18 protein-coding genes are annotated in these 25,501 nt (G+C 49.7%); 9 read left to right on the top strand and 9 right to left on the bottom strand.

The features are described 5' to 3' along the window. Window positions 1–50 precede the first annotated feature (50 nt). From accC to aroQ, 3 genes are read right to left on the bottom strand one after another with little or no spacing between them, the layout of a single operon-like run. A complete protein-coding gene (gene accC, locus IEX02_RS05090; RefSeq protein WP_188691148.1) occupies window positions 51–1,400 on the bottom strand; it encodes an acetyl-CoA carboxylase biotin carboxylase subunit in 1,350 nt (449 codons plus the stop codon). Window positions 1,401–1,414: 14 nt separating this feature from the next. Beyond that, window positions 1,415–1,870 carry an acetyl-CoA carboxylase biotin carboxyl carrier protein gene (accB, locus tag IEX02_RS05085; protein ID WP_188691146.1) on the bottom strand — a complete coding sequence of 152 codons (456 nt, stop codon included), beginning with the start codon at window positions 1,868–1,870 and terminating at the stop codon, window positions 1,415–1,417. Between the two features lie 28 nt (window positions 1,871–1,898). Continuing rightward, the gene (gene aroQ / locus IEX02_RS05080; RefSeq protein WP_188691144.1) at window positions 1,899–2,342 is read right to left on the bottom strand and encodes a type II 3-dehydroquinate dehydratase; all 444 of its coding nucleotides are present in this window, start codon (window positions 2,340–2,342) and stop codon (window positions 1,899–1,901) included. A gap of 408 nt (window positions 2,343–2,750) precedes the next feature. Between aroQ and IEX02_RS05075 the strand changes: the two genes are divergently transcribed. Next, window positions 2,751–7,202, top strand: a complete 4,452-nt coding sequence (locus IEX02_RS05075; protein WP_188691143.1) for an EAL domain-containing protein — start codon at window positions 2,751–2,753, stop codon at window positions 7,200–7,202. A gap of 51 nt (window positions 7,203–7,253) precedes the next feature. Here IEX02_RS05075 and IEX02_RS05070 read toward each other — a convergent pair whose 3' ends face one another. The 3 genes from IEX02_RS05070 to cutA all read right to left on the bottom strand — a co-directional run bounded on the left by IEX02_RS05070 (window position 7,254) and on the right by cutA (window position 11,000). Next, window positions 7,254–8,684 (bottom strand): lytic polysaccharide monooxygenase, encoded by a 1,431-nt coding sequence (locus tag IEX02_RS05070; protein ID WP_188691142.1) that lies wholly within the window; start codon window positions 8,682–8,684, stop codon window positions 7,254–7,256. A gap of 235 nt (window positions 8,685–8,919) precedes the next feature. Further along, window positions 8,920–10,686 carry a protein-disulfide reductase DsbD gene (locus tag IEX02_RS05065; protein ID WP_188691140.1) on the bottom strand — a complete coding sequence of 589 codons (1,767 nt, stop codon included), beginning with the start codon at window positions 10,684–10,686 and terminating at the stop codon, window positions 8,920–8,922. Next, window positions 10,683–11,000 (bottom strand): divalent-cation tolerance protein CutA, encoded by a 318-nt coding sequence (gene cutA, locus IEX02_RS05060; protein WP_188691137.1) that lies wholly within the window; start codon window positions 10,998–11,000, stop codon window positions 10,683–10,685. Before cutA ends, IEX02_RS05065 begins: the two co-directional genes overlap by 4 nt. A 239-nt stretch (window positions 11,001–11,239) precedes the next feature. On the opposite strand from cutA, the gene IEX02_RS05055 reads away from it, so the two are divergent. Beyond that, window positions 11,240–11,695: an FxsA family protein gene (locus tag IEX02_RS05055; RefSeq protein ID WP_373284961.1), complete on the top strand. Its 456-nt coding sequence runs from the start codon at window positions 11,240–11,242 to the stop codon at window positions 11,693–11,695. Window positions 11,696–11,789: 94 nt separating this feature from the next. Beyond that, on the top strand, window positions 11,790–13,436 hold the full coding sequence (ggt, locus tag IEX02_RS05050) for a gamma-glutamyltransferase (RefSeq protein ID WP_229702060.1): 1,647 nt from the start codon (window positions 11,790–11,792) through the stop codon (window positions 13,434–13,436). A 30-nt stretch (window positions 13,437–13,466) separates the two neighbouring features. Here the strand turns inward: ggt and IEX02_RS05045 are convergent, their stop codons facing one another. After that, on the bottom strand, window positions 13,467–14,006 hold the full coding sequence (locus tag IEX02_RS05045; RefSeq protein ID WP_188691131.1) for a GNAT family N-acetyltransferase: 540 nt from the start codon (window positions 14,004–14,006) through the stop codon (window positions 13,467–13,469). Between the two features lie 218 nt (window positions 14,007–14,224). Between IEX02_RS05045 and IEX02_RS05040 the strand changes: the two genes are divergently transcribed. From IEX02_RS05040 to IEX02_RS05020, 5 genes are all read left to right on the top strand, one after another. After that, a complete protein-coding gene (locus IEX02_RS05040) occupies window positions 14,225–14,518 on the top strand; it encodes a co-chaperone GroES (protein WP_188691129.1) in 294 nt (97 codons plus the stop codon). A 38-nt stretch (window positions 14,519–14,556) separates the two neighbouring features. Further along, entirely contained in the window at window positions 14,557–16,194 is a 1,638-nt protein-coding gene (gene groL, locus IEX02_RS05035; RefSeq protein WP_188691126.1) for a chaperonin GroEL, read from the top strand. Between the two features lie 1,052 nt (window positions 16,195–17,246). After that, entirely contained in the window at window positions 17,247–18,899 is a 1,653-nt protein-coding gene (ltrA, locus tag IEX02_RS05030; RefSeq protein WP_188691123.1) for a group II intron reverse transcriptase/maturase, read from the top strand. 20 nt (window positions 18,900–18,919) lie between these two features. Further along, on the top strand, window positions 18,920–19,138 hold the full coding sequence (locus tag IEX02_RS05025; RefSeq protein WP_188691120.1) for a hypothetical protein: 219 nt from the start codon (window positions 18,920–18,922) through the stop codon (window positions 19,136–19,138). A 944-nt stretch (window positions 19,139–20,082) separates the two neighbouring features. Next, window positions 20,083–22,053: a GGDEF domain-containing protein gene (locus IEX02_RS05020; protein ID WP_188691118.1), complete on the top strand. Its 1,971-nt coding sequence runs from the start codon at window positions 20,083–20,085 to the stop codon at window positions 22,051–22,053. A 280-nt stretch (window positions 22,054–22,333) separates the two neighbouring features. Here IEX02_RS05020 and IEX02_RS05015 read toward each other — a convergent pair whose 3' ends face one another. Further along, the gene (locus IEX02_RS05015; RefSeq protein WP_188691115.1) at window positions 22,334–23,197 is read right to left on the bottom strand and encodes a discoidin domain-containing protein; all 864 of its coding nucleotides are present in this window, start codon (window positions 23,195–23,197) and stop codon (window positions 22,334–22,336) included. 88 nt (window positions 23,198–23,285) lie between these two features. Further along, window positions 23,286–24,506 (bottom strand): multidrug effflux MFS transporter, encoded by a 1,221-nt coding sequence (locus tag IEX02_RS05010; RefSeq protein ID WP_188691111.1) that lies wholly within the window; start codon window positions 24,504–24,506, stop codon window positions 23,286–23,288. Between the two features lie 69 nt (window positions 24,507–24,575). Between IEX02_RS05010 and IEX02_RS05005 the strand changes: the two genes are divergently transcribed. Then, window positions 24,576–25,484 carry a LysR family transcriptional regulator gene (locus tag IEX02_RS05005; protein WP_188691109.1) on the top strand — a complete coding sequence of 303 codons (909 nt, stop codon included), beginning with the start codon at window positions 24,576–24,578 and terminating at the stop codon, window positions 25,482–25,484. Window positions 25,485–25,501: the final 17 nt, after the last annotated feature.

The following is a 25,501-nucleotide window of genomic DNA, read 5'->3' as shown; positions in this document are numbered from 1 at the left end:
TTAGAAGCCGACCCATGCTCGCCATAGCGTCGGCTCAATAGGCTGAATAATCAGCCTTTTTGCATACCGAGTTTCTTTTCCAGATAGTGGATATTGGTACCACCGTTTCTGAAGTTTTCATCGGCCATGATCTTTTGTTGCAGCGGCACGTTGGTTTTGATGCCGTCGATGACCAGTTCGTTAAGCGCATGACGCATACGAGCAATGGCCACATCACGGTTCTCACCATAAGTGATTAGCTTGCCAATCATAGAATCGTAGTTCGGCGGTACGCTGTAACCGGCATAGATATGTGAATCCCAGCGAACGCCCAGGCCACCTGGAGGGTGGAACATATCGATTTTACCCGGTGACGGAATAAAACGTTCAGGGTCCTCAGCGTTAATCCGACATTCAATGGCGTGACCACGGATTTGAATTTGCGATTGCTCAATGGCTAAGGGTTGGCCAGCAGCAATACGCAATTGCTCTTTGATCAAATCAACGCCGGTGATCATTTCTGATACCGGGTGTTCCACCTGAATACGGGTGTTCATTTCAATAAAGTAGAACTCACCGTTTTCATACAGGAACTCGAAGGTTCCTGCACCGCGGTAGCCAATTTCGATACAAGCGCGGCGGCAGCGATCACCAATCTTTTCACGCATTTCAGCGGTGATACCTGGTGCTGGTGCTTCTTCTACCACTTTCTGGTGACGGCGTTGCATGGAGCAATCACGTTCACCTAAGTGAATGGCATTGCCCTGCCCGTCTGCTAGCACCTGAATTTCCACGTGACGAGGATTCTCCAGGAACTTCTCCATGTACACCATATCGTTACCGAAGGCGGCACCCGCTTCGCTCTTTGTCATGGCAATGGCGGATTGCAGTTCGGCTTCGCTGCGTACTACCCGCATACCACGACCACCACCACCACCGGCGGCTTTAACGATAATCGGGTAGCCGATACGCTTGGCAATGGCTTTGTTCTTGGCTTCATCATCGCCCACCGGGCCATCAGAACCTGGTACACAAGGTACGCCGGCTTTCTTCATGGCAGAAATGGCAGAGACCTTGTCGCCCATCAGACGGATGGTGTCGGCTTTAGGACCGATGAATACAAAGCCACTTTTTTCCACTTGCTCGGCAAAGTCAGCGTTTTCAGACAGAAAACCATAGCCAGGGTGAATAGCGATGGAGTTTGTCACTTCCGCAGCGGCGATAATGGCCGGGATATTCAGGTAACTTTGTGTGGCGGCTGGGCTACCGATACAAATTGACTCGTCGGCCAGCAGCACATGTTTAAGGTTACGGTCAGCGGTGGAATGCACCGCCACGGTTTTGATACCGAGTTCTTTGCAGGCGCGCAGTACGCGCAATGCAATTTCGCCCCGGTTGGCTATCAGTACTTTATCCAGCATCTGCTTGCGCCCGCTTATTCAATGACGAACAGAGGTTGATCAAATTCAACCGGTTCCTGGTTGTCTACCAGGATTTGTTTGATAACACCGGCTTTGTCTGCTTCGATCTGGTTCATCATCTTCATGGCTTCAACGATACACAGGGTATCGCCCACTTTGACCTGGCTACCTACTTCGACGAAGTTTTTGGCGCCTGGCGAAGAGGCACGATAGAAAGTGCCTACCATTGGCGAGCGAAGGATATGACCTGCTGGCTCTGCTTCGGCTGCTGGCGCTGCGGCTGGGGCGGCGGCCACTGGAGCAGGTGCTGGTGCTGCCATGTGTACCGGGGCACTATAATGTACCGGTGCTGCCATGGCCGAGCTACCGCGATGAATACGCACGGACTCTTCGCCTTCGGTAATTTCCAGTTCAGCGATACCGGACTCTTCAACCAGTTCAATTAGTTTCTTTATTTTTCGAATATCCATCGTCAGGTCTCTCTTGTTTTGTAGGCGGTTATACAGAATGTTCCTGGCAGTATTTAATGCCTGCCTGTAACGCAAATTCATATCCCTGGGCACCAAATCCGCAGATCACACCTTTGGCCACATCGGACAGGTAGGAATGACGGCGGAATGGCTCGCGGGCATGTACATTAGATAAATGCACTTCTATAAAAGGAATATTTACCCCCAGTAAGGCGTCGCGAAGTGCCACACTGGTGTGGGTGAACGCACCCGGATTAATAATGATAAAGTCCACAGACGCCATAGCTTGATGAATGGCATCAATCAGCTCATGTTCGGCGTTAGATTGCAGATGTTGTAAACGAACACCGGCTGTATCTGCCTGTTCTTTTAATTCAGACACTATGTCCTCAAGGCGTTGACTGCCGTAAATATGAGGTTCCCGTCTGCCTAGCAAGTTCAGGTTTGGACCATTAATCAGTAAAAAGTTCACGAATGTGCGCCCATTTGTGGCTAAAACTCTATGTTTAACTATTTTTTGCAAAAATTCGAGTGTAATAATTAAGGTGTGATTAAAAAACACTCTATCACTGCGCTATTTGAACACATTATAGTGATAGAGCGTCAAATCTCAGCAAAATACTGGTCTTATCAGCGAAGTTTGCTGCGAGTTTATAGTGGAGTGAGGCTTGCTCATGGTTCCAGTCTCACTTGATCCGGGCCGTTACCCGGCATTTTTGTATATAAACCGAGCAAAGTTGATTTGTTACAAGGTGTTAAGCTGATAGACTCGATGTGTTTTGTTACTTGGTGGTCGCTAAATCTCTTGAGCCGAAATTCTCTAATCAATGTCATTATTTCTATATGTTGCCTGTTATCTTTGCCCGCTGGCAGTGCGACGGTGCCATTGGTAGAGAAACCCAAGTTGCAGCGGTTGTCGGTTGAGGAAGGATTGTCACAAACAACGGTCAACGACTTACTTATCGATACAAACGGCTTTGTCTGGCTAGCCACTGAGAATGGTCTTAATCGTTTCGACGGTTATCGTGTACGACGGGTTAGCCCAGCCGGTGGCGTGCTGGACGAAAGCCCGGTTTACCGGCTGATGCAAGATAAGCAGGACAACCTTTGGGTGGGGACCGCTGAGGAAGGACTGCTGCGCTTAGTTCCTCATACCGGCGACTTCCAACAGATATTAACTCGCACTTTTCCTTATGGTCTTGAACAATCCCAGTCGGTGGAATACCTGCTGGATGGTGAGGACGAGGATTATTTGTGGGTAGCGTTCACTACCGAGGTGGTGCGGGTAGACAGCCAGACTCATCAGCAACACCTGGTGTTTTCGCTTACCGAATCACAGCAAGCCTCTCAGCATTTAAACCGGGTGTTATTACAGCATAAGGACTTTCTTTTTGTTGGCACCAGCGACGGTTTGTTCCGGGTTGATCATCAAACGCAGCAAACCCTTCGTCTGGAGTTAGACCCCGACAATATCAGTGTTGAACGCAACAATGTAAAACAACTGTATTTAGATGAAGATGATCGTTTGTGGGTTGGCACGGTGGAAGGTCTGTTTGCGGTGGATAATGCCTTATCCACTTCCAAGCAATTTCAGGTCGAGCTGTTAATTCCCAAAATAAATATATGGCAAATTAAGTTCTATGGTGACGCCATGTTACTGGGAACGGACAAAGGGCTGTATTCATACCATCCCAAAAGTACTGAGCTAACCAGTTGGCTCAAGTTATCCGACGGTAGATTTGAAGTATCTGACGACAATATCCGCGAGCTGGAGCAGGACAAGCATGGCAACTTATGGTTGGGCACTAATAGCGACGGTGCATTTCGCTGGTCTGTGTCCTCGTTGGCCTTTCGCAACATACACCGCAGCAGCCGTTATGGTCAGCAGTTGAATCATGATCTGGTATGGACACTGGCAGCAGACAGCGGTAACAATTTTTGGATTGGCACCGAGCATGGGTTGAGCCGTTATCAGGATGATAGCGGAGAGATCGAGGCAATCTGGCCGGAAAATGACGAATACTCCTGGGAAAACAGCATTCTCGGTATTTACCCTGCCACGCAAGGGCGTTTGTGGCTAGCCTTACCCAATGGCTTGAAAATTTTTGACCCTGTGACCCGAAGTGTATCAGCGCCGGATTTGTCCAATCCGCTGTTGATGAAGGATTTGTGGGGAAGCTTTATGGATGAGCTGGGGGATATTTGGTTTACCAACGGCGAAGGGTTTTACCACTATGTCCCCGATTCGGCCCGTCTGACACGTTTGGATGAAGTGTCTTCGCAACTGGATGCAGCCCGCTCAGCTGGCTTTATTGGCAGTATGCCTGGTCAGCCGAATGTCCTGCTTATTAGTATGGCGGGGGCATTATGGGGCATGAACCGCGACAATGGGGAGTTGTTTCCCATTCATGATTTTAAGCAGCCGGACACCGCGCGTTATCTCACTCCCAATAGTGTGGCGTTGGACGGGGCCGGTATATTGTGGGTGGCATATTCGGGGTTGGGTTTGATAGGTGTAGAAGCCGACGGCTTCAAGCCCCGTTACCAGTACAATGCCAACAATAAACTTGCCTCAGATGCTGTTTATGGGCTGCAGTTGGATAGCCAGGGCAACTTATGGATGAGTTCCCATGCCGGGTTGATGGTATTAAATACTGACACCCAGCATATCCAAAACTATACCCATCAAAGTGGTCTATCGACTATGGAGTTCAATGCTGGCGCGGCGCTTAAGCTCACCGATGGTAGGTTAGTGTACGGTTCTGTTAAAGGCATCACCCTGTTTTCCCCTGAACATTTACAACCGACTCCTTCTGACACGCTGAAAGTCATGATCAGTGAACTGTCTTTACTGAATAGGACAGTGGCGGCGTCGGGTCAGATCTTCAATGAACATGCAGTAACTCTAGAGCCGGATGATCTGGGTTTGCAAGTTGGGGTGACCACCTTAGATTACTCCAATCTGGCGCAGACCCAATACAAGTTCAGTTTGTCCGGTGATACCAATATTGACTATCCGCCCATTAGCGATGCTGAGTTCTTTGTCCCACAGTTTAAGCCTGGTCATTATGTGTTGAGTGTACAGGCTGTCGACCCTATCTCCGGGAAGCTTAGCCCGCCGGCACAGCTCAGTATTGATGTGAGAAGTCCGCCTTGGGCGAGTAATTACGCTTATGCCTTTTATGCGCTGGTGCTGTTAATTGGCTCGGGTGTCTGGTTTCAGTTCCGCAGCCGCCAGGCCACTCAACTGTTCAAGGCGCACCAGGAAGTGTTGGAAAGTGAAAGGCGCTTGCAACTGGCACTAAAAGGTAGCGACAGCGGAGTCTGGGATTGGCAGGCTGACACCGACCATATGTACCAGCCGCGCTTGGTAGACGAACTGGGTTACCACCAAAGCGCCGTGGTTATTACCCCGGAACACTATTTTGAATTGATTCATGTGCAGGAGCGGCGGCTGTACGAGAAAGAATGGATGCGCTTTGTGCAAGGCGAACTGGACGGCTTCGACTTGGCGTATCGACTGCGCACCGATAGCGGCAACTGGCAGTGGTATCGTGATATGGGGCGGGTTGTGCAACGTGAAGATGGCCGCATTACCCGGGTTAGCGGAACCTTTACCAACATCACCGAAAGCCGCGCCAGTGCCGAGAAAGTTCGCCTGTTTGGGGAAGCATTTCGTCATACCCGAGATTGGGTGTTGATCCTGGATGAGCAGCAATGGCCTATTGCCGCTAACCAGGCTATTTGTGAAGCCTTGGGGATTGACCCTGACAAGGCCCTGCCCAGACAGATTGAATCCAGTTTTAGCACGCAGCAGTTGCTTTTCTTCCGGCGTATTTTGTCGAAGATGAAGGTTAATGAGCGTTGGCGGGGTGAACAGGATGTGCTGGGGGCTGACAAAAAGCTGCACCACCTGATGGTCAGCATTTATGCGGTGTCTACGGATAACAGTACGGATATTGGGCATTTTATTATGAACATGACCGATATCAGTGAACAAAAAGAAGCTCAGCAGCAACTGCAGCGGCTGGCTAATTACGACAGTCTGACCGGCTTGCCTAATCGTTCTTTACTCTTGGATCGCATTCGTCAGGCTATCGCCCATGGAATCCGCCGTTCCAGTCAGGTGGCAGTATTTTTCATCGATTTGGATAAATTCAAGCAGGTAAATGATTCATTGGGTCATGAGGCCGGCGATAAGTTGTTGCTGGAGGTAACACAGCGCCTCACACAGTGTCTGAGAGTGGATGATACTGTTGGTCGTTTGGGTGGTGATGAATTCTTAGTGATTATTGAAGATTTTCATGAATCTGATGATTTGCGCCATTTAGCAACCAAGATTATTGAGCGGGTCGAGCAGCCCATACAAATTGGCAATAATCAGGTCAGTGTATCGGCCAGTGTTGGTATCTCACTTTATCCTGCTGACAGTAATACCCCTGCAGAGTTAATGAAGGCAGCAGATATCGCTATGTATCATGCTAAAGCTTTGGGGCGGAATCGTTATCAGTTTTACTCGGCGCAAATGAATCAGCAGGCTCAGCAGCGTTTGTTGTTAGAGAATCAGCTTAAGGCTGCGTTTAAAAAAGACGAATTTATTAATTACTACCAGCCCTTGGTGAATATAGAAACGGGCGAGACCGTTGGCTTGGAGCTGTTGCTGCGCTGGCAAACCTCCAGTGGGGTGAGATCGCCCGCTGAGTTTATTCCTGTCTGCGAGGAGTTGGGGTTAATTGAAGCCATTACCTGGCAGGCACTGGAGCGTGGGTTAGCCGATCTATCGACCTGGTATGAATCAGGTAAGCAGCCTTACTTAACGGTAAACCTGTCCGCTAAGCACCTTGAGCAGGGACTGAGTGTGGCAGATCTGTTAGGCCTGTTGGTTAAATACAAGTTGCCGGTGAACGCTTTGAAACTGGAAATTACAGAGAGCGCGCTGATGGAAGATTATGCCAAGGTGCAGGACTGTATGGACAGGTTACATGAAGCGGGTATCCGTTTTGCACTGGATGATTTCGGTACTGGGTACTCATCGCTCAAGTACCTGAAAGCCTTTCCCATTGAAAAGATAAAAATAGATAAGAGTTTTGTGCAGGACATTGGGCTGGACGGCAATGATGAGGCCATTATCAAAACTACCTTGTTGATGGCTGAAAGCTTACAGATGAAGTGTATTGCCGAAGGTATTGAAACCATGCAGCAACTGACCTTCTTCAGAGAGCATGGCTGCTATTTGTTACAAGGTTATTTGTTCTCCCGGCCAGTGCCAGCACAGCAAGTGCCAATGCTGTTGAATACGGACTGGCGGGAGAGTTTGGCGGTTAACTTGTAAAACAGGCCAGGCCCTGACCTGTTTCTGTAAAGGGGAAATATATTACGCCTCCTAAGGCTGGCTTTCCCACACATCCGCACTGCCGGGCTGCTCGCCCTGTGTCCACCATTTTGCCCGATAGATAACCCCCTGATAGCTGACAAGGTCATCCTTTACATAGACATCGCTGGCTTGCCAGGCTGGCACGGTAGTCGTGCTGTCTTGCACTGTCACATCAAAGCTGACGTTAGTGCTGAGCTGGCCATCCGAGACAACGAGACCGACAGTCACTGTGCTATCCTGGTTAACCTGCCCGGCACTTAAGGTGATATTTGCGTCGGAACCCGTGTAGCTCAGTGGCGTCGGAACCTGCCAGGTGAAAGTCAGTGGATCCTGCTGATCGTCATAGGCATGTACACTGACCGTCGTACTTTGCCCTTCGGCTAACTGTAAGTTACCCGGCGAATGCACCACCGGGGCTGTGTTTCCCTGGGGCGGCTGAATACTCAAGGCAAAGCTATAGGAAGATTGTGCGGCGAAAACCTGGTTACTCAGCAGGTTCTGGTTATCAAACTGAATCGCCCCGTTTTGACCTTGTACCCCTATCTGTATGTCCAGACCATGGTTCATATTCAGCGTCGACGCCAGATCTGCCTGCCAACTCTGGCTATTCTGACTGGTAACGGGCAGCAATTCGCTGATTAACTCCTGACCGTTAGCGTCAAAAAGTCTGGCCCATATGGTATCGCCGGGATTGGCATCCTGGCCCTGACGGACGAAGTAACTTACCGCATGCCATTGTGCGGGTGGGGTGCCGTCTCGCACTATGGTGATGTCGCTGCAGTTGTAGAAACCCTCACCGGCCACATCTTCACGCTGCCATCTGGTATAAAGAATGGCGTCTCCGCTGCGATTGGCTGGGATGGAAACCGTCATATCGTAGTAGCGCTTACCATCAGGTGCCAGAATTACACTGACATTGCCTACATCCTGAATATGATCCAGATCGGCCCAGTTTAACGCCTGGGTAGCGCCGTCATAGCTGGGTTTGCTGAGATAAAACTTCCAGAAGCTGGGATTATGAGGGGTGCTGGCATAAAAGCGTACATTCAGCTCATTATTGGCATTGGGTACCACCTGACTGCGTTGCCAATGCGTGGACGGCACATTGATGCCCTGTTTTTGCGGGTCGCCGGCACTGCACAAACTGCCATTGGGAACGGCGGCTTCCACTGCGGCTTGGTTATAGTAGTCAGCCACATTGACCGAGAACTCGATGGCCTGCACAAACTGGAAGGAACCGGTTTGCAGATAAGCAGCACGACAGGCTGCGTTAGGAATATTTGACCCGTCCTGAGGCCACCAGTAGCCACCCTGCTCTTCACAAAATACCTGCCTGGCCTTAGGGACCTGCATATAGCCGTGGGCCGAGGCAAGGTGACTCATACCCGTGGCTCCTAATAATACCGTCAGTGGTAGTAAGGTTTTATATACTGACTTCATTGCGCTCTCCTGATGCTATGCGGAAGAATCCGCTGTTTTATATGCCGCGTATCTTTGACTGAGCGGCAACAACCAGGACAGACGTGCAACTGATTTTCGCCTTACCTGGCTTTCCCAGCATCCATTAAAGCATTTGTATATCAAATTGACTAATTAAATGGTTATAGCTTATTTGTGGTTGTTATTTAGGCGGGTATGGAATACAGGCTGGTGATGAACCAGCCTGTAGGGTAGGTTAAAGAGGCAATCTGCCCAGGTGGGCGGCAAAAGCATCCGCTTTCATAAAGCCGGTGACTCTGCCGTTGGCGACTTCTTGTCCCTGAGTATCAAAGAACAATATGGTGGGCAGTCCCAACACATGAAACTCTTCCTGAAATGCCAGGCTTTGAGGGGTATTGTCGGTCAGGTCAATCTGCATTAATACCGTATTGCCAAGGGCCTTTTGCACCGCCGGGTCCGGGAAGGTGTATTTCTCAAATTCCTTACAGGCAACACACCAGTCAGCGTATAAGTCAATCATTACGGACTTGCCCTGTGCATTGGCGTCGGCCAGTTTGACCTGAAAATCCTGCAAATCTTTTACCCTGACAAAATCAACGCCATGGGTCGAGGCGGTGTCACTTTGAATGGAGGCTGTTGGGGTCTTTAATCCCAGGCTTTGGTAAGCATAAAATGCGGAAGCAAACAGACCCAGGAAAATCAGCAAACCCCTTAACCCTTTGAAGAAGCTGGTGGGGGTATTCTGGTTCATAACTTGCCAATAACTGAAGGTTGCCAGGCCCAACACTGCCCAGGCCAGATTGGTCCACAGGTTCTCCGTCATGCGTTCTATAAACAGTAGCGCCACGGCCAGCATCATAAAGCCGAAGGTCACTTTCACGACATTCATCCAGTTGCCAGCCTTGGGCAGCAGTTTACCCCCAGTGATGCCAAACAAGATGAGCGGAATACCCATACCTATGCTCAGCGCGTATAGGGCGCTGAAGCCGAGTACCAGGTCGCCACTTTGGGCTACAAATAATAATATACCGGTCAAAGGTGCAGTGGTGCAGGGAGAAGCGACCAAGCCGGATATGGCACCCATCAGGAAGACACCGAAATAGTTGCCGCCTTTTTGTTGATTACTCAGGTTGTTAAGCTTTTCCTGCCACGCTGAGGGGAGTTGTAGCTCCCACAGGCCAAACATCACCAGGGCGAGTAACACAAACACCACAATCAGGGTAATCAGAATAGCCGGATGTTGCAGTGCAGCCTGAAACTGCACCCCTGCTGAGGCTACAATTAAGCCCAGGATTGAATAGGTAATGGCCATACCTTGCACATAGACAAAGCTCAGACTGAAGGCCTTAGAGGTGCGCACTTGTTTGCCCTGGCCGAGAATAATACCGGACAAAATGGGGTACATAGGGAACACACAAGGGGTTAATGCCAGACCGGCGCCCAGTAAAACAAAGAGCGCCAGGGTGATGGCCAGACTCTGATCGCTGGATAGCAGGTCGGCCAGCTCAAACTGCTCGGAACGATTTTCTTGAGCTGATGTGCCCTGGCTGTCGCCGGTTACGGCTTCAAGGTAGACTACTTTGACTGTGGCTGGGTAGCACAAACCTGCGTCGGCACAGCCCTGGAAGCTTATTTTAACCACCGCGTCTTTATCGGCCTGAAGGATGGGATAGCGAATGTCTACCTGATGGTGAAATACCTCCGATAAGCCAAAATACTCATCTTCTTTTTGATCTGAAGGAGGAAACTGGGGTTCACCTAAGGTGGCATCTTTAACAACGGTCTTAAACTGTTTTTTATACAGGTAATAGTCATCGGCAATCTGCCAACTCAAAACCAGTTCATTGCCCTCCTGATGAAAATCGAACTTGAAGGCTTCATCTACAGGTAAGAAGGTGGGTTGGTCAGCAAACAGATCGGTAAGTGGATCTTGCGCATTTGCAGTGGGGGTAAATCCCAATATCAGAATCAACCAAATACTATGCAAAAATGTCTTAATCATGTCGTACTACTTTTAATCCAATCCAAATAGGTGGGACTGCCACCAGTAATATCTAAAACCAGCCACTCAGGCTCGTCATAGGGATGCAGTCCTGACACCAGTGTATAGAGTGCTTCCAGCTTAGGCTTGTATGTTTTCGACACCAGTTGCACTTCGTTATCGGTTTGCACTTTGCCTTGCCATTGATATACCGATTCCAAGCCGGGAATGATATTGACACAGGCTGCCAGGCGTTGCTCAACGGCACACTGAGCAATTCGCCTGGCGCTGTCCATGTCAGGGCAGGTGCAAAGTACCAGACAAAATTCAGACATAAAGACCCTGCAAAAGATGGAAGACTTTCATTATTACACTTTGTAACATTGATATACCTGTTTCATCCAACCCCGCCTGCCCCTTATTTCACCGGTTATTACCCAGCTAAGGCGGGTGTATGCTGTGATTGTCCAGGCCGGGCGATCTTGTATTTGCTGCCTTGCGCCCAAACTATAATACCACTTTGACCTATTGAGGATGCCCCGTGGGAAAACTCTTGTTTTTGCTTTTTGTGTTGATGCCCATTGTGGAAATTGCCGTACTGATCGAAGTGGGTGAACAAATTGGTGGTTGGTCAACCATTGGCTTGGTCATACTGACCGCCGCCGTGGGGGCCGCTTTGGTTCGCCAGCAAGGTGTGACGACGCTTATGCAGGCGCGTCAAAAAATGGCGGCGGGTCTGTCGCCTGGTCAGGAAATGCTCGAAGGCTTGATGTTGGCTATTGCCGGTGTCTTGCTGCTCACGCCTGGGTTTGTGACCGATGCACTGGGTTTGTTATTGGTGATGCCTATCAGTCGCCCTTTTATCGCCCGCTGGCTGATGAAACGTATGGTGGTAGCCAGCCCATCGGTGCAAGCTTCTGGCTACTATTATCAGTCTCGCTCAAGCGGCGATGGGCAAGGTGATGTTTTCGAAGGGGAATTTGAAGTACGTCGGGATGACAAAGGAAAAGATCCCAGGTTACCCCGTTAAGCCGCTAAACCGCCCATATCCCCCGACCACTTGCCTGGACAAGCCTATCCCACCTCGCTAAGTTAGCGGTTTGGTATATAAGAGGAGTCCCCTAGTGCGTCAATTTTTCCTCCTGTTGTTGGTTTGTTTCGGTGTTGCCGTACAGGCCAATGAGCAAGCCGCTGTTGCTATGCCGGACAGCTACAGCGCGGATGCTGCGGCAGCCGTCTTAAATAGTGGCGGTAATGCCGTCGATGCTGCAGTGACGGCAGGTTTTGTGTTAGCTGTTACCTTGCCCGAAGCCGGGAATATAGGTGGTGGGGGCTTTATGCTGATCCGCCAGGATGGCAAAACAGACTTTGTCGACTATCGTGAAAAGGCCCCTTTGCGTGCGCACAAAGATATGTACCTGGATGAACAGGGCAATGTCGTCACCGAAAAGCCCCTATACGGTATTCTGGCTTCTGGTGTACCAGGCTCAGTCATGGGCATGTGGGAAGCCCATCAAAAATATGGCAGCAAGCCTTGGCAAGAATTGCTGGCACCGGCGATACGCTTAGCCGAGCAGGGCTTTTTACCGCATGAGAAATTGGTTCGTTACACCCAAAACTATGTCAAAAAGGTAAAAGAAGCGCGCCACGGCAGAAACTTTGATCAGTATTTTGCTGGCATGCAGTCAGACAAATTATTCAAACAGCCGGAATTGGCAGCCACCCTTAAGCGTATCGCTAGTGAAGGACCCAAGGACTTTTATCAGGGTAAAACCGCGCAACTGTTGGTGGACTTTATGCGCCAACGGGGTGGTTTGATCAATATGCAAGATATGGCCAAGTACCAGGCGGTATGGCGACAGCCTATCAGTGCTGACTGGCAAGGCTATCAGGTGTTATCTGCGCCGCCTCCCAGCTCTGGTGGTCTGGTATTAGTGCAAATGCTTAAGATGCAAGCGGTACTGGCCGAGCAGTTTAAAGGCTTGGGGCATAACTCGGCGCAATATATTCACTTGTTGGCTGAACTTGCCAAGCTGGGGTTTGCCGACCGGGCTGAGTATATGGGCGATCCGGATTTTTATCAGGTGCCTATAGCGCCCTTACTGGCAGATGCCTATATCGCCAAGCGCGCTAAACAGGTAAACCCTGCCGCTATCTCTGTTACTGAAGAAGTAAAACCCGGTTTAAAGGAAAGCGAAGATACCACCCACTATTCGGTGGTGGATAAGTGGGGGAATGCCGTCTCTACCACCACGACCATTAACCTGAGTTTTGGCAGTGGCGTGGTGGTCGAAGGGGCTGGCTTTTTGCTGAACAATGAAATGGATGATTTCAGTGCCAAACCCGGTGTGCCTAATTTCTTTGGTGCGGTAGGGAAGGAAGCGAACGAAATTGCGCCGCAAAAACGTATGTTGTCATCCATGACACCCACCATCCTACTTAAAGGCGACAAGGTTGAAATGGTGACTGGCTCGCCTGGCGGTACAACTATTATTAGCTCGGTATTTCAGTCAATTCTCAATAGGGTACTGTACGATATGTCTGCACAGCAGTTGGTGGATGCGCCCAGAGTGCATCATCAGTTGCTGCCAAAAGATGTGATTCGTCACCATACCGGCTTGAGTGACGAAGTGCAGGCCAAGCTCACCAGCATGGGGTACAGTCTGAATAATCAGCGCTTTGGTGATTTGCAGGTGATCAGTCGAAACAGTTCGGGGGTTCTAGAGGCCGCGTCGGAAACCAGTGGCCGTGGCAAGTCCATCGTATTTTGAGCAAGGCGGGGTAACCCGCCTTCTTTGTCTCTAGGCTTGCCATTCCTCAGCCAGAACAGCCATTAATAAATCATCACACCACTGCTGCTTAAACCAGAGTGACTGTTTAAGCAGGCCTTCCCGGCGAAATCCCAGGCGGTCAAACAGGGCGATGGATCTGTGATTGAGCGGATCAATGGAGACATGGATGCGGTGTAGCCTTAATTCCCGAAAAAGGTAACTTATCAGTTGTCTGAGTGCCTCGGTGGCAAAACCTTTTCCCTGGTGCTTGGGTGCCAGGGCAACTCCCAGTTCTGCTTGTTGTCTGCTTTCGTCCAACTTGAAGGCGAGGTCACCCAGGACTTCGTTCGTTTGAACCGCGATAAAAACCCATTGCTGCCAGAGCGTCGTCAGGCTGTCTGGTTGGCTTTGTAACTGGCGGGCATAATCGGCCACTTCCTGTTCATTGACAGGTACCCAGCCCTGAAAACGGGTAACCTCAGGTAACTGGCGATAGGCGAAGATGGCCGGCGCATCCTCGGGCTGCATTAGGCGCAAAAATAGCCTGGCACTTTGCAAGCTCGCTGACATAAGAACCTTCACGCAAGTTAAATGGTTAGGCTGATTACTGTGCGTTAATACAAAAAAATTCACAATTTTTTATGTTTTGCTCTTGAGATTGATTAGGCGGCCCCCCAAATAGGCTGGCAGACAAGTTTTAGACGAGCTGGAATGTACCGGCTCGTTACAATTTCCCCGAGAAATCGGGACTTAACATCCTTGATTGGAAATTTTCAGGAGATTTGAGCATGAAAATCCGTCCTTTACACGATCGCGTTATCGTTAAGCGCCAAGAGCAAGAAAGCAAGTCTGCTGGAGGCATCGTTCTGACTGGTTCTGCTGCCGAAAAATCAACCCGTGGCGAAGTCGTTGCTGTGGGTAATGGCCGCATCCTGGATAACGGTGATGTTAAAGCGTTGGACGTTAAAGTTGGCGATATCGTGATTTTCAACGACGGTTATGGCGTGAAGACCCAAAAAGTCGACGGTGAGGAAGTGCTGATCATGAGTGAGAGCGACATCCTGGCTGTAGTTGAAGCCTAATCGACATTTGAATTAACTGAATTTAGAGGAATAAACACATGGCAGCTAAAGAAGTTCGTTTTGGTGATGACGCCCGCACAAAGATGCTCAAAGGCGTAAATATTCTGGCCAATGCCGTTAAAGTTACCCTGGGTCCTAAAGGCCGTAACGTAGTACTGGAAAAGTCTTTCGGTGCACCTACCATCACTAAAGATGGTGTTTCCGTAGCCAAAGAAATCGAGCTGGAAGACAAGTTCGAGAACATGGGCGCGCAAATGGTTAAGGAAGTTGCTTCCAAAGCCAATGACGAAGCGGGTGACGGTACGACTACTGCTACCGTACTGGCCCAGGCCATCGTAACCGAAGGTCTGAAGTCTGTTGCTGCGGGCATGAACCCTATGGATCTGAAGCGCGGTATCGACAAAGCCGTTGCCGTAGCCGTTGAAGAGCTTAAAGCCCTGTCTGTACCTTGTGCCGACGGCAAAGCTATTGCCCAGGTAGGTACTATCTCTGCTAACTCTGACGAAGAAATCGGTAAGATCATTGCCGATGCCATGGACAAAGTGGGCAAAGAGGGTGTTATCACCGTAGAAGAAGGTCAGGCGCTGCATAACGAGCTGGACGTGGTTGAAGGTATGCAGTTCGACCGTGGTTACCTGTCTCCTTACTTCATCAACAAAGCCGAAACCGGTACTGTTGAGCTGGACAGCCCTTTCATCCTGCTGGTTGACAAAAAAGTATCCAACATTCGTGAACTGCTGCCCGTTCTGGAAGGTGTAGCCAAGTCTTCCAAGCCGCTGCTGATCATTGCAGAAGACGTAGAAGGCGAAGCCCTGGCGACTTTGGTTGTGAACAACATGCGCGGTATCGTGAAAGTGGCTGCGGTTAAGGCCCCTGGTTTCGGTGACCGTCGTAAAGCCATGCTGCAAGACATCGCCGTACTGACTGGTGGTACAGTAATCTCTGAAGAGATTGGTCTGGATCTGGAAAAAGCCAGTCTGGAAGATCTGGGTACTGCTAAGCGTGTAGTTATCAACAAAGACAACACCACTATCGTTGATGGTGCCGGTGAGCAAGCAGCTATCGAAGCTCGCTGTGGTCAAATCCGTGCCCAGGTTGAAGAGTCTACCTCTGACTACGACAAAGAGAAGCTGCAAGAGCGTCTGGCCAAACTGGCTGGCGGTGTTGCGGTAATCAAAGTCGGTGCTGCCACCGAAGTCGAAATGAAAGAGAAGAAAGCCCGTGTTGAAGACGCGCTGCACGCTACTCGTGCTGCTGTTGAAGAAGGCGTGGTACCTGGTGGTGGTGTTGCTCTGGTACGTGCCGCTGCCAAAGTGGGCGAACTGACGGGCGACAACGAAGACCAGACTCATGGTATCAAGCTGGCCCTGCGCGCCATGGAAGCACCTCTGCGTCAAATTTCTACCAACGCCGGTGCCGAAGCTTCTGTTGTAGTGAACAAAGTGAAAGGTGGTGAAGGTAACTTCGGTTACAACGCCGGTAATGACACTTACGGTGACATGCTGGAGATGGGTATCCTGGATCCAACTAAGGTAACCCGCAGTGCGCTGCAATTCGCAGCGTCTGTTGCCAGCCTGATGATCACGACCGAAGCCATGGTAGCTGAGCTGCCTAAAGAAGATGCACCTGCTATGCCTGATATGGGCGGTATGGGTGGCATGGGCGGTATGATGTAGTGCGACGAGAGTCGCGTAGGTCGCTAACCTAGCAGGCTATGTCCATAGTAGGTACTAACTTGATTGGTATCTACTACCCACCTGCAAAACTAGTAGTCGAAATCCGTTGGTCGGATCGCACAATCCGATCAACGGCATTCCTTTTGGAATGTTCGCCTGATCGTTATTGTCGATCAGCTTAAAGAAAACAGGCGCGTGTTCACGCTGCCTTCAACACGTAAGTATCTAGAAGCTTAGTCTTTTGTGCGAAAGGGAAAAAGAACGGCGGCCTTGGCCTGCCGGCAATTTTGACCTTCGAGGATGCTCATTTCTGCTTGTCGTACTCGACAAGACCATACGGTTAGTTCAGCTGCTGGAGCGATCTCCGGCGTAAGCTGTTGTAGTTATTGTCTCAACCTTCTGCTTTAGCAAAAGGCTAGTGAGACCTGTTATACGGCTAACAGTAGCCTAGGGATAGTGCGATGCTGGCAACGGCATGGTGCGAAGCTTCCTGACAATGTACCTCTGCGTAAGCGGTGCCTTTAATCCGTGAGGATGGGTGTAGCTAGCGAACAATACGCTGGCTGGGGGGCTAGGCTGGGCAATACTGGTTAACGTAAGTGAACTGTTGATAAATACCGTCAACCGCAATGAGCGAAATATTGTTGTTACGCTCTGACCAAAAGGTATGTGGTCGGTTAATCCTTTTACATCTGGGATTACGCCGTCTTATGACCACCGGTAGATAGACAGAACCTAAGTTGTTCGTGTAACTGCAACGGAACTCGGTAAGCCCGATTATTCGCCTGATTGCTGATAACAGTAACACAGGCAGGCGATCTGTAAGGAGCGCTGTTGGATAAGCGGGTAAAGGATGTCTGACCAAGCGAATGCCGGACTGTAATGGTTTGGATAGGGGTTCAAACTTTGCCCTGACCCGAAAGGGTGCAAAATTCAGACTGGTCTTTAATCGTGTTAAGGCTTGTAAAGCCATCTTAAAACCAACCCAATGGGGATTAGCTATCCCCTTTCGGGGTGGGCTTTTCTCCATTTCGGTAAAGGAGGAAAGCAAGATGTGTACGACAATGTCAGTACCTGCATTCTCCCACCCGCCAACAGGCTGGCATACCATCAACTGGTATTTGGTTCAGCGGCAGGTGCGAGGGCTACAGGTGCGGATCGCGAAGGCGACTAAGCAGCAACAGTGGCGCAAGGTGAAAGCCTTGCAACGTATGTTGGTGCGCTCGTTTGCTGCCAAGGCATTGGCGGTTAAACGGGTAACGGAAAATCGTGGCAAAGCAACGCCCGGTGTCGATGGGGAGTTGTGGGGCACCCCTGAAAGTAAATGGAATGCCATAGTGCGGATGAAGCGGAAGGGCTATAAGCCCAAACCGCTGAGGCGAGTTTACATTCCCAAGGCCAACGGCAAACGCCGTCCTTTGGGGATACCAACCATGCTCGACAGGGCCATGCAGGCGTTATACCTGTTAGCACTAGAGCCTGTGTCGGAAACCACCGCCGACCGCAACAGCTATGGGTTTCGCCCAATGCGTTCAACCGCTGATGCCATAGAGCAATGCTTTGTGAATATCAGCAGGAAGAGTTCAGCCAAATGGATTTTGGAGGGCGATATTAAAGGGTGCTTCGACAACATCAGCCATGACTGGTTACTTGCCAACATTCCGTTGGATAAACAAGTGCTCAGAAAATGGCTGAAGGCAGGATTTATGGAATCCGGTGGCTTATACCCAACGGAGGCGGGGACGCCGCAAGGCGGGATCATATCTCCAGTGCTAGCCAATATGGCGCTTGATGGCTTGGAAACGGTGCTTGAATCTCAGTTTGGGAAGAAAAACACCAAAGCCAGCTACAAGACAAAGGTTAACTACGTGCGATATGCGGATGACTTTATCATCACAGGAATCTCGAGAGAGTTACTGGAAGAGCAAGTCAAACCGCTCGTTGAAGTCTTTATGGCTGAGCGAGGGTTAAAATTGTCGCAGGAGAAAACATTGATCACCCACGTTTCTGAGGGCTTTGACTTTCTTGGTCAGAATTTGCGCAGCTACAACGGCAAGCTTTTAATTAAGCCAAGCCGTAAAAACCTACGCAATGTGCTGGGTAAGTTAAAGGGCATAGTGACAGGTAACAAAACAGCTACAGCTGGCAACCTGATAATGATGCTCAACCCTATATTAAAGGGCTGGGCTAATTATCATCGTCATGTGGTAGCTAAAGAGACCTTTAACTATGTGGACTACCGGATGTGGACGATGCTCTGGAAGTGGTGCAGACGACGGCATAAAAACCGTGGCTACCGTTGGATTAAAGGCAAGTACTTTAAGTCGATGGGCAACCGCAACTGGGTGTTTTCCGGTGAGTTGGGAAAAGGTAATTTTTCCCGTCTGACTTACACCATGGATACGCCGATTAAGCGACATATTAAGATGAAAGCGGAGGCAAATCCGTACCTGCCCGAATTCGAGGAATACTTTGAGCAGCGCCTAGAGCGAGCTTGGAAAGACTCAATGCACGGTAGGAACAAGTTGCTAACGCTTTGGCTCAGGCAGCGGAAACGCTGTGTTATGTGTCACTACCTGATCACCAAGGAAACAGGATGGAATATCCATCATATTGTCGAAAGGGTGAAAGGTGGCAGCGACAAACTGAGCAATCTGGTGTTGTTGCATCCCAATTGTCATAGGCAGTTGCACGTGTTAGGTTGAAACAAAAACAGGGGTGAAACATGGAATTAGTGGACAAAAGAAAAAAGTACTTTGTTAAGGCTGGGCAGAAGGAAGCGGGTACAATCCAAAATCGTATATGGGTCGGGTATCATGATATTGATCCCGCTCTAGATTTGGATAGCGATGCTTTTTCTGCGGGTTACTCCCTAGAGGGCATGACTATTAGGCGCCGCAAAGACAATTTCTCGTTCACTATCCAAGAAGTGCATAGTGACTAGGCCATCCTTAGACTATACCTAGAATCTGATTCGGCTGACTTTTGCTCATCCATTTCAGAAGGCTAGTTATGGGGGTAATATGTTCAAGGAAGGCAATACTTACACAGTCCTAAAGGATGGGGTGATGATTGGGCACATCAATGGAGATGAGCTCATCATAACGACTAGTAACAATCTGCTTTACAGAATTGATGTGGATGAAATCTATACGATTAGCATTCCAACTGATTTTGTGGGGGAGATGGATGGTCTTACTGGTAGGGATATTCACGGAAATGTACTTTTCGAGTTGGAACTAGTAGGAGCTAGTACAAACTATGGCACCACTGATTGTTAGTCAGTTGATGTTATTGGCTGTGGTTTTTGGCTTCTATGTTCTCTTTAAACGCTCCCTTGTGGAGGTTGAAGAGGACAAGAGTCCGAAATTGGTCAATTAGTCGTCGGTCAGCATCTAGGTACTGACTTATAAAGGCTTGAGCCGTGTGCGGGGAAACTCGCATGCACGGTTCTTAGGGGAGGGGCAGCCAGTAATGGCTGTTCCTTACCCGACAAAAAACCGCTTAAAGCTTCCATAGCTTTAACCGTTAAAAAACCCGGCTTATTTGCCGGGTTTTTTTATGGTTCAAGAGATCCGCTAAATTGCATTTAATCACCGAGTCTCTGTTTTTATATTTAATTAGCGCAATTACTATTTTTTGACTAATTCAATAACGTTATGATTAAAAAAGAATATTTCGTAAACCCATAAGGAATATTTTAAGCGGGTAAAATTCTTGTATTGATAATAATCCATTCCTGTCTGATGTTGATGTAATATATATACCCCCTTCGCCGGGCTTAAATAATTCTCTAATAAAAGTATCCTGGTTTTGGATTGAATATCACCTATGAGAGCTGCCACGTTATTTTCTTTATGGCTATGTTGTTCATTACACGTATATGCCATGGCCAATCCCCATCTGGGGTTTGAAAGCCGCCTGTCCGGCGTAGAAAAATTAGTTTATGCCTTGCCTGAGAAAGCCAATGCGGAATTGGCGCAAATGGAAGAAGAGCAGTTGGTGGTCAATCAACCCGAAGGACTGTTGGTTCGCTATTATCTGGCTAAAGCCACTATCAGCTTCTTATTGCAGGATTATTCCAAAAGTCAGGCAGCCGCAGAGCAAGGTTTGGCCATAGCGGCTAAAGACAGCTCTGAAGCCTTGCAACTTAACCTTAAAGTGATTCAGGCCCTTTTGTATACGGGCCAATCCGAAGATGCCGCCAGACAGCTTGATGACATTTTAAAAGTGGCCCAAGCCAATGGTGACTTATTGGTGGAAGCCGAGGCCCTGTTAACCAAGGGTATTCATTTGAATAATCAGGGAGCGTTAAAGAGCTCTTACGCCGCTCTGATGTCTTCGTTAGAGGCGGCGGAAGCCTCGGGACATGATGATGTTACTGGCAGGGCCGCTTTTGCCTTAGGTCAGCTGTTACTGAAACTTAATGGCTTTGAGCGCTCCCAGATTATGTTGCAAGAAGCGCAGCGCTTTTTCGAAACGCGCAAGATGTCGTTTAGTCAAATGCTGGCGCAACTGGATATTGCCGAACTGCATGAAAAGCAGCTGCAAAAAGAGCAGGCCATTGTTGCTTATCAGTCTGCCCTGAAATTAGCCAGGGTGTTGGGAGATGGGCGCTATCGTTTTCGAATAAATCTATTGTTGGCCGGTCTTTATCAGGAGCTTGGACAACAACATTTAATGCAGCAGCATATGCAATCGGCCGAAGAGCTTCAGCACAGGGAAAAACTGCCTTTTTATATTGCCAAATTTCAGTTGCTAAAAGCCCGCAGTTTATTAGACAGAAATGCCTTACCTGAGCTAATTACCTACCTGGATAAGACGCTCCCGGATATTGTCAATGCCGCGTCAAATTACCGTACCCAAGTAGAGCTAATTAAATTGGCCGCCGAGGTCTATGCGGAGCAGGGAGATTATCAAAAGGCATTTGAGAACTTCAGAACTTATCATCAGCAATATGTGCGGTTAAACAGCCAGGAACACCTGCAGGATATGACAAGGCAGCAGGTCTTGTTTGACTTGGAGCGACTGGAGTATGAAAACCATAATCTGAATTGGAAAAATGTTCTGCAGCGTATGGAAATTGAAGAAGCTCAGCACACAGTATCTAATATGGCACAAGCTATGGTGTGGTTATCCTTGGGAGTGGTCAGTTTATTGCTGGTATCGTTATGGATATACCGTTCCAGGGTTAAGTGGGGGCGTCTGGCCAGAACCGACACCTTGACCGGGCTATACAACCGGCGGTATCTGACCGAGTGGTACCACAGAAATTTCAGTAAAGAAGGCCGGCTGCTGATGTCCAGACAGCTGGCAGGCAATCTGGCCAGAGTGGCGGATTTCTGGAAAACAGAGCGCTCTCAAGGTGCGGGTAAGCATGAACAAGCCGAGTGGGATGGGGAGCAAACTGGTAAAATTGTTGGCGACGCATTAGCCCAAGCCGGACAAGCTTCCTTTACCCTTATCCTGGCGGATATTGATTACTTCAAGAATATTAATGACACCTACGGTCATGAAACCGGCGACAGGGTCCTGACGCAGGTTGCGGAGATATTCCGTTCTCATGTACGTAGCAGCGATGTGGTGGCTAGGGTGGGCGGAGAAGAGTTTATGGTCATGCTACCGAACACCGGCTATGAATCGGGTTTGCGTATTGCAGAAAATTTGCGGGCCAAGGTTGCCGGCGCTGCCCTGGAGTTGGAGAACGGTACCACTATCCATATTACCTCCAGCTTTGGGGTGTTGACCTCAAATCCCTCTGAGCAGGATTTTACCGCACTTTGCAGCAAAGCCGATGAACTGCTCTATGCGGCGAAAGCGCAGGGACGAAATTGCGTGGTCAGTCTGCAGGCTACTTAGTGGCTTGGTTGGCGGGAGGCAGGCAACGATTCAATACCCTATTGGGTCAGCAGTGGTTGCAGAAAGTCCAGAACCATCCCTGAAGCGCTACCATGCACAATACTTGCAGCGCACAGAGTGGTGATAGGCAACCAGGATAGCGGGCCGGGCAAATACCCGGCCGCTGAAAAAGCACAACAGGCAAAGCGGTTTCATTGGCAAGTGTGGGCTGGTGGCCTTGCAGCTCACCACCCTCTTTCAACGTGACATCTATCCGCTATAGTCAACAGTCGTCGCTTTGTCACTGCTTCTGGAACAGCTCCAGTTCATCAATTTCGATGAAACTGGCATCACCGTAATTGTTGTGCACTTTTAGCCGGAAGTAGCGAGCCGCCACGGCAGACTCCAGACTGCCGGTTTGATCCGCTACCCGTGATAGGCGGAAAGACTGATGGTCAGCGAAGCTGTCACCGTCGTTGGACACCTGCAGGGTAATATCCCGCGGGCCACGACCTAAGTCGGTGGACTTCTGATTAAGCACTATGCGCAATCCGGCAATTTTAACCTTCTGGCCAAAGTCCACTTGTAACCAGTTGGGTGTGTCGGCGTCTCTTTTTATCAGCCATAAACCGCGGTTGATACGCTCGCCGGCATCGTCGTTGATTTGCTCATAGAAGGTGTGACCGTCAAAGGCAGCCGCGGCCACATCTGCGCTATAGTGACCGCTGGCCTTATAGCTGTTTTCTGTAAGCCCATTTGAGTTGATCAGTGCAACGTTACCCAAGGCGCCGGTTTCCACCAGTTTGTCGCCCTCGTCTCCGATGTCGCCAAACCCATCGCCCTGCATGGCCGCGACATATTGCAACTGGCAAAGCTCGCCATGGGCGGGTGTGTAACCCAAACGTACTGTCTGGTTGGTGTTTCTGGCTAACATTAGGAAGTCCAGCCAGTTTTGGCCGTATGTCTCGCTAAGGTCAAAGCCTATTGGCCAATCACCTTCCCGACAGACAATGGGATCTTCCTCGTCTTGCTTGACGCCCAGCAGCACGCTGCCGCTTTTGGCAATGCGAAGGTTGTTAACCTTACCGACAAACTCTTTGTCGCTTTGGTCTTGCGCATAGACCAATGAGGGCAGCAGCGCTAATGCCGTGACCAATGCTTTCATGATGATTCCTTATGTGGTTCTCACTCCAGTTTTGTAGGAGCAAGTTTCGTACCTAAAAGGAATGACAGAATTTTGGCGTGGGTAGACGTTACTCAGCAGCCAGGCTGGTCTGGAGTCTTTCCTGGCGACGCTGATGAATTAAAGTCAGGGCATTAACGAAAATAGCCGCGATAACCGCACCCAGCATCAGCAGTGCAAAGGGCAACGCGGTACCGGTATGGAACATGGCCAACAGCGGCCCGGTTAAGGCGCCACTGCCAAAGCGCAGGGTGCCAATCACTGCCGTTGCCGTGCCGGTATGATGTGGGAAAGCAATCAGAATCAACGCGTCGGAGTTGACCGCGGTGAGGCTCAGCCCAGCCATCAGCGGCACAATGCTGGCCACGGTAGCGTATAACCCCAGTCCCAGCACATTGACGGTTACCAAGGAAATGGCAGATATCCCTGCCAGGCAAAGGGCACCGGTCAGCATACGTTTGGCCCCGACACGACCAACAAAGCGACTGTTAATAAAGTTACAGGCAATCAAGGCAATGACATTGGTGGCAAACAAGATGCCGAACATTTCTTTTGATACCCCAAATACTTCCATATACACCACAGGAACGGCTGTCAGATAGGAAAAGAATGCAAAGGAGGCAAACATTGAGGTAGCAATGTAGGGCTGTGCCTGGCGGTTACTCAGCACCTCCAGATAACTGGCAAAGAACAACTTACCCCAGGAACCATTACGTTGACGGGTTCCCACTTCCGGTAGCCATTTCACTGAGGGTAATAACAGCACAAAGGCGTAGAAGGCCAGCACCGCGAAAATAGCCCGCCAGTCAAACCAATGCATAATCAGGCTGCCGATACTGGGGGCCAGCAAAGGCGCGATCATCATAATCATGGATACATACGACATCCCCTTGGCAGTGTTGTTGCCATAAAGGTGGCGGACGATACCTGGTACCACCACGGCGGCTGCACCGCCTGCCAGGGCCTGCACAGTGCGTAACAGCCAGAACATTTCCAGGCTACTGCTGAAACATAAGCCGATACTGGCCGCCACAAAACCGCTTAAGCCCCAGATAGCCAGAGGGCGTCGCCCGACAATATCGGCGATGGGGCCGCATATCAGCATAGAGAAGGCAAAACCGGCCAGATAGGTACTCAAAGATACCTGAACCAGGGATATGTCAGTGTCAAAGGTTTGGGCGATGTCACCAAAGGCCGGTAAGTACATATCGATGGCCAGGGGAGTAACGGCTGTGATAGATGCCAGCAGCAGGATTACCCAGCTGAAGGACTTAGATGATGATCTCTGCATGAATTCCTCCGAGCCTGTATTTTAGAGCAGACATCTTCATGCTTCCAATGCATAATCTGTATAGGTGATATGCAAATAATTGATAGGTTGGGCATGATAGACCTTAACTTGCTACCCGCTCTTAATGCACTGCTAAGAGAAAAGCATGTCAGCAGGGCGGCGCAGAAATGTAATCTCAGCCAATCTGCCATGAGTCGGATTCTGGCCAAACTGCGCAGTCAGTTTAACGATGACTTACTGGTGCGTGCCGGCAATGACTATCAGCTGACACCTAAGGCGATGGAGATAGAGTTGCAGCTCAATGAATTACTCCCCGCGATTAAACAATTAGGCCGCTCGCAGGGATTCTCAGCTGCCAGTGCTACACAAACCATTCGTATCGCCAGTACCGATATGGATGTATTGTTACTGGCCGATAATATTCGCGATATGCAGATGCAGGCCCCTAACCTGGTGTTGTCATTCCGACCGCAAAGTCCAGACTCTTGCGACCGGTTAATTTCGGCGGAACTGGATTTTGCCATTACGCCGCTGGATAACAGTCGCAGCGGCCTGCATCGACAGGTGCTGAGAACCGATACTTTTGTTGCGGTAGTGGAGGAAAACAGCAGGTTAAACTCACAGAACTTCGATCTTGTGACCTATCTGTCACATAAACATGGGGTGTTTAATGTGGCCGAGAACCTGATTGGCAGGGTGGACTCGGCGCTGGCAAATATTCGTCAGGCCAGAAATGTAACCCTGAGGCTACCGACCTTTAGCCAGATTCCGCCTTTGCTCAAAGGCTCGCCGCTGATTTTTACCTTGCCGGAGAGTTTTGCTCAGTATCTGGCTACCCGTTACCCTATCAAAATTCTGCCCTTGCCCTTCAACATCGAACCTATGAAGGTGTATTTGTATTGGCATCACAGATTGCATCACAGCGCTTTGCATCAGTGGGTAAGGCGAGTCTTGTTGGAGCGCTCTGCTACACAATAAGTTCGGCCTTAGTACAG

Origin of the sequence: Bowmanella pacifica, assembly GCF_014645355.1 — a bacterium.
Lineage (GTDB): Bacteria > Pseudomonadota > Gammaproteobacteria > Enterobacterales > Alteromonadaceae > Bowmanella > Bowmanella pacifica.
The sequence above is the reverse complement of the archived record's forward strand: the minus strand, read 5'-3'. Positions and strand labels throughout refer to the sequence as shown.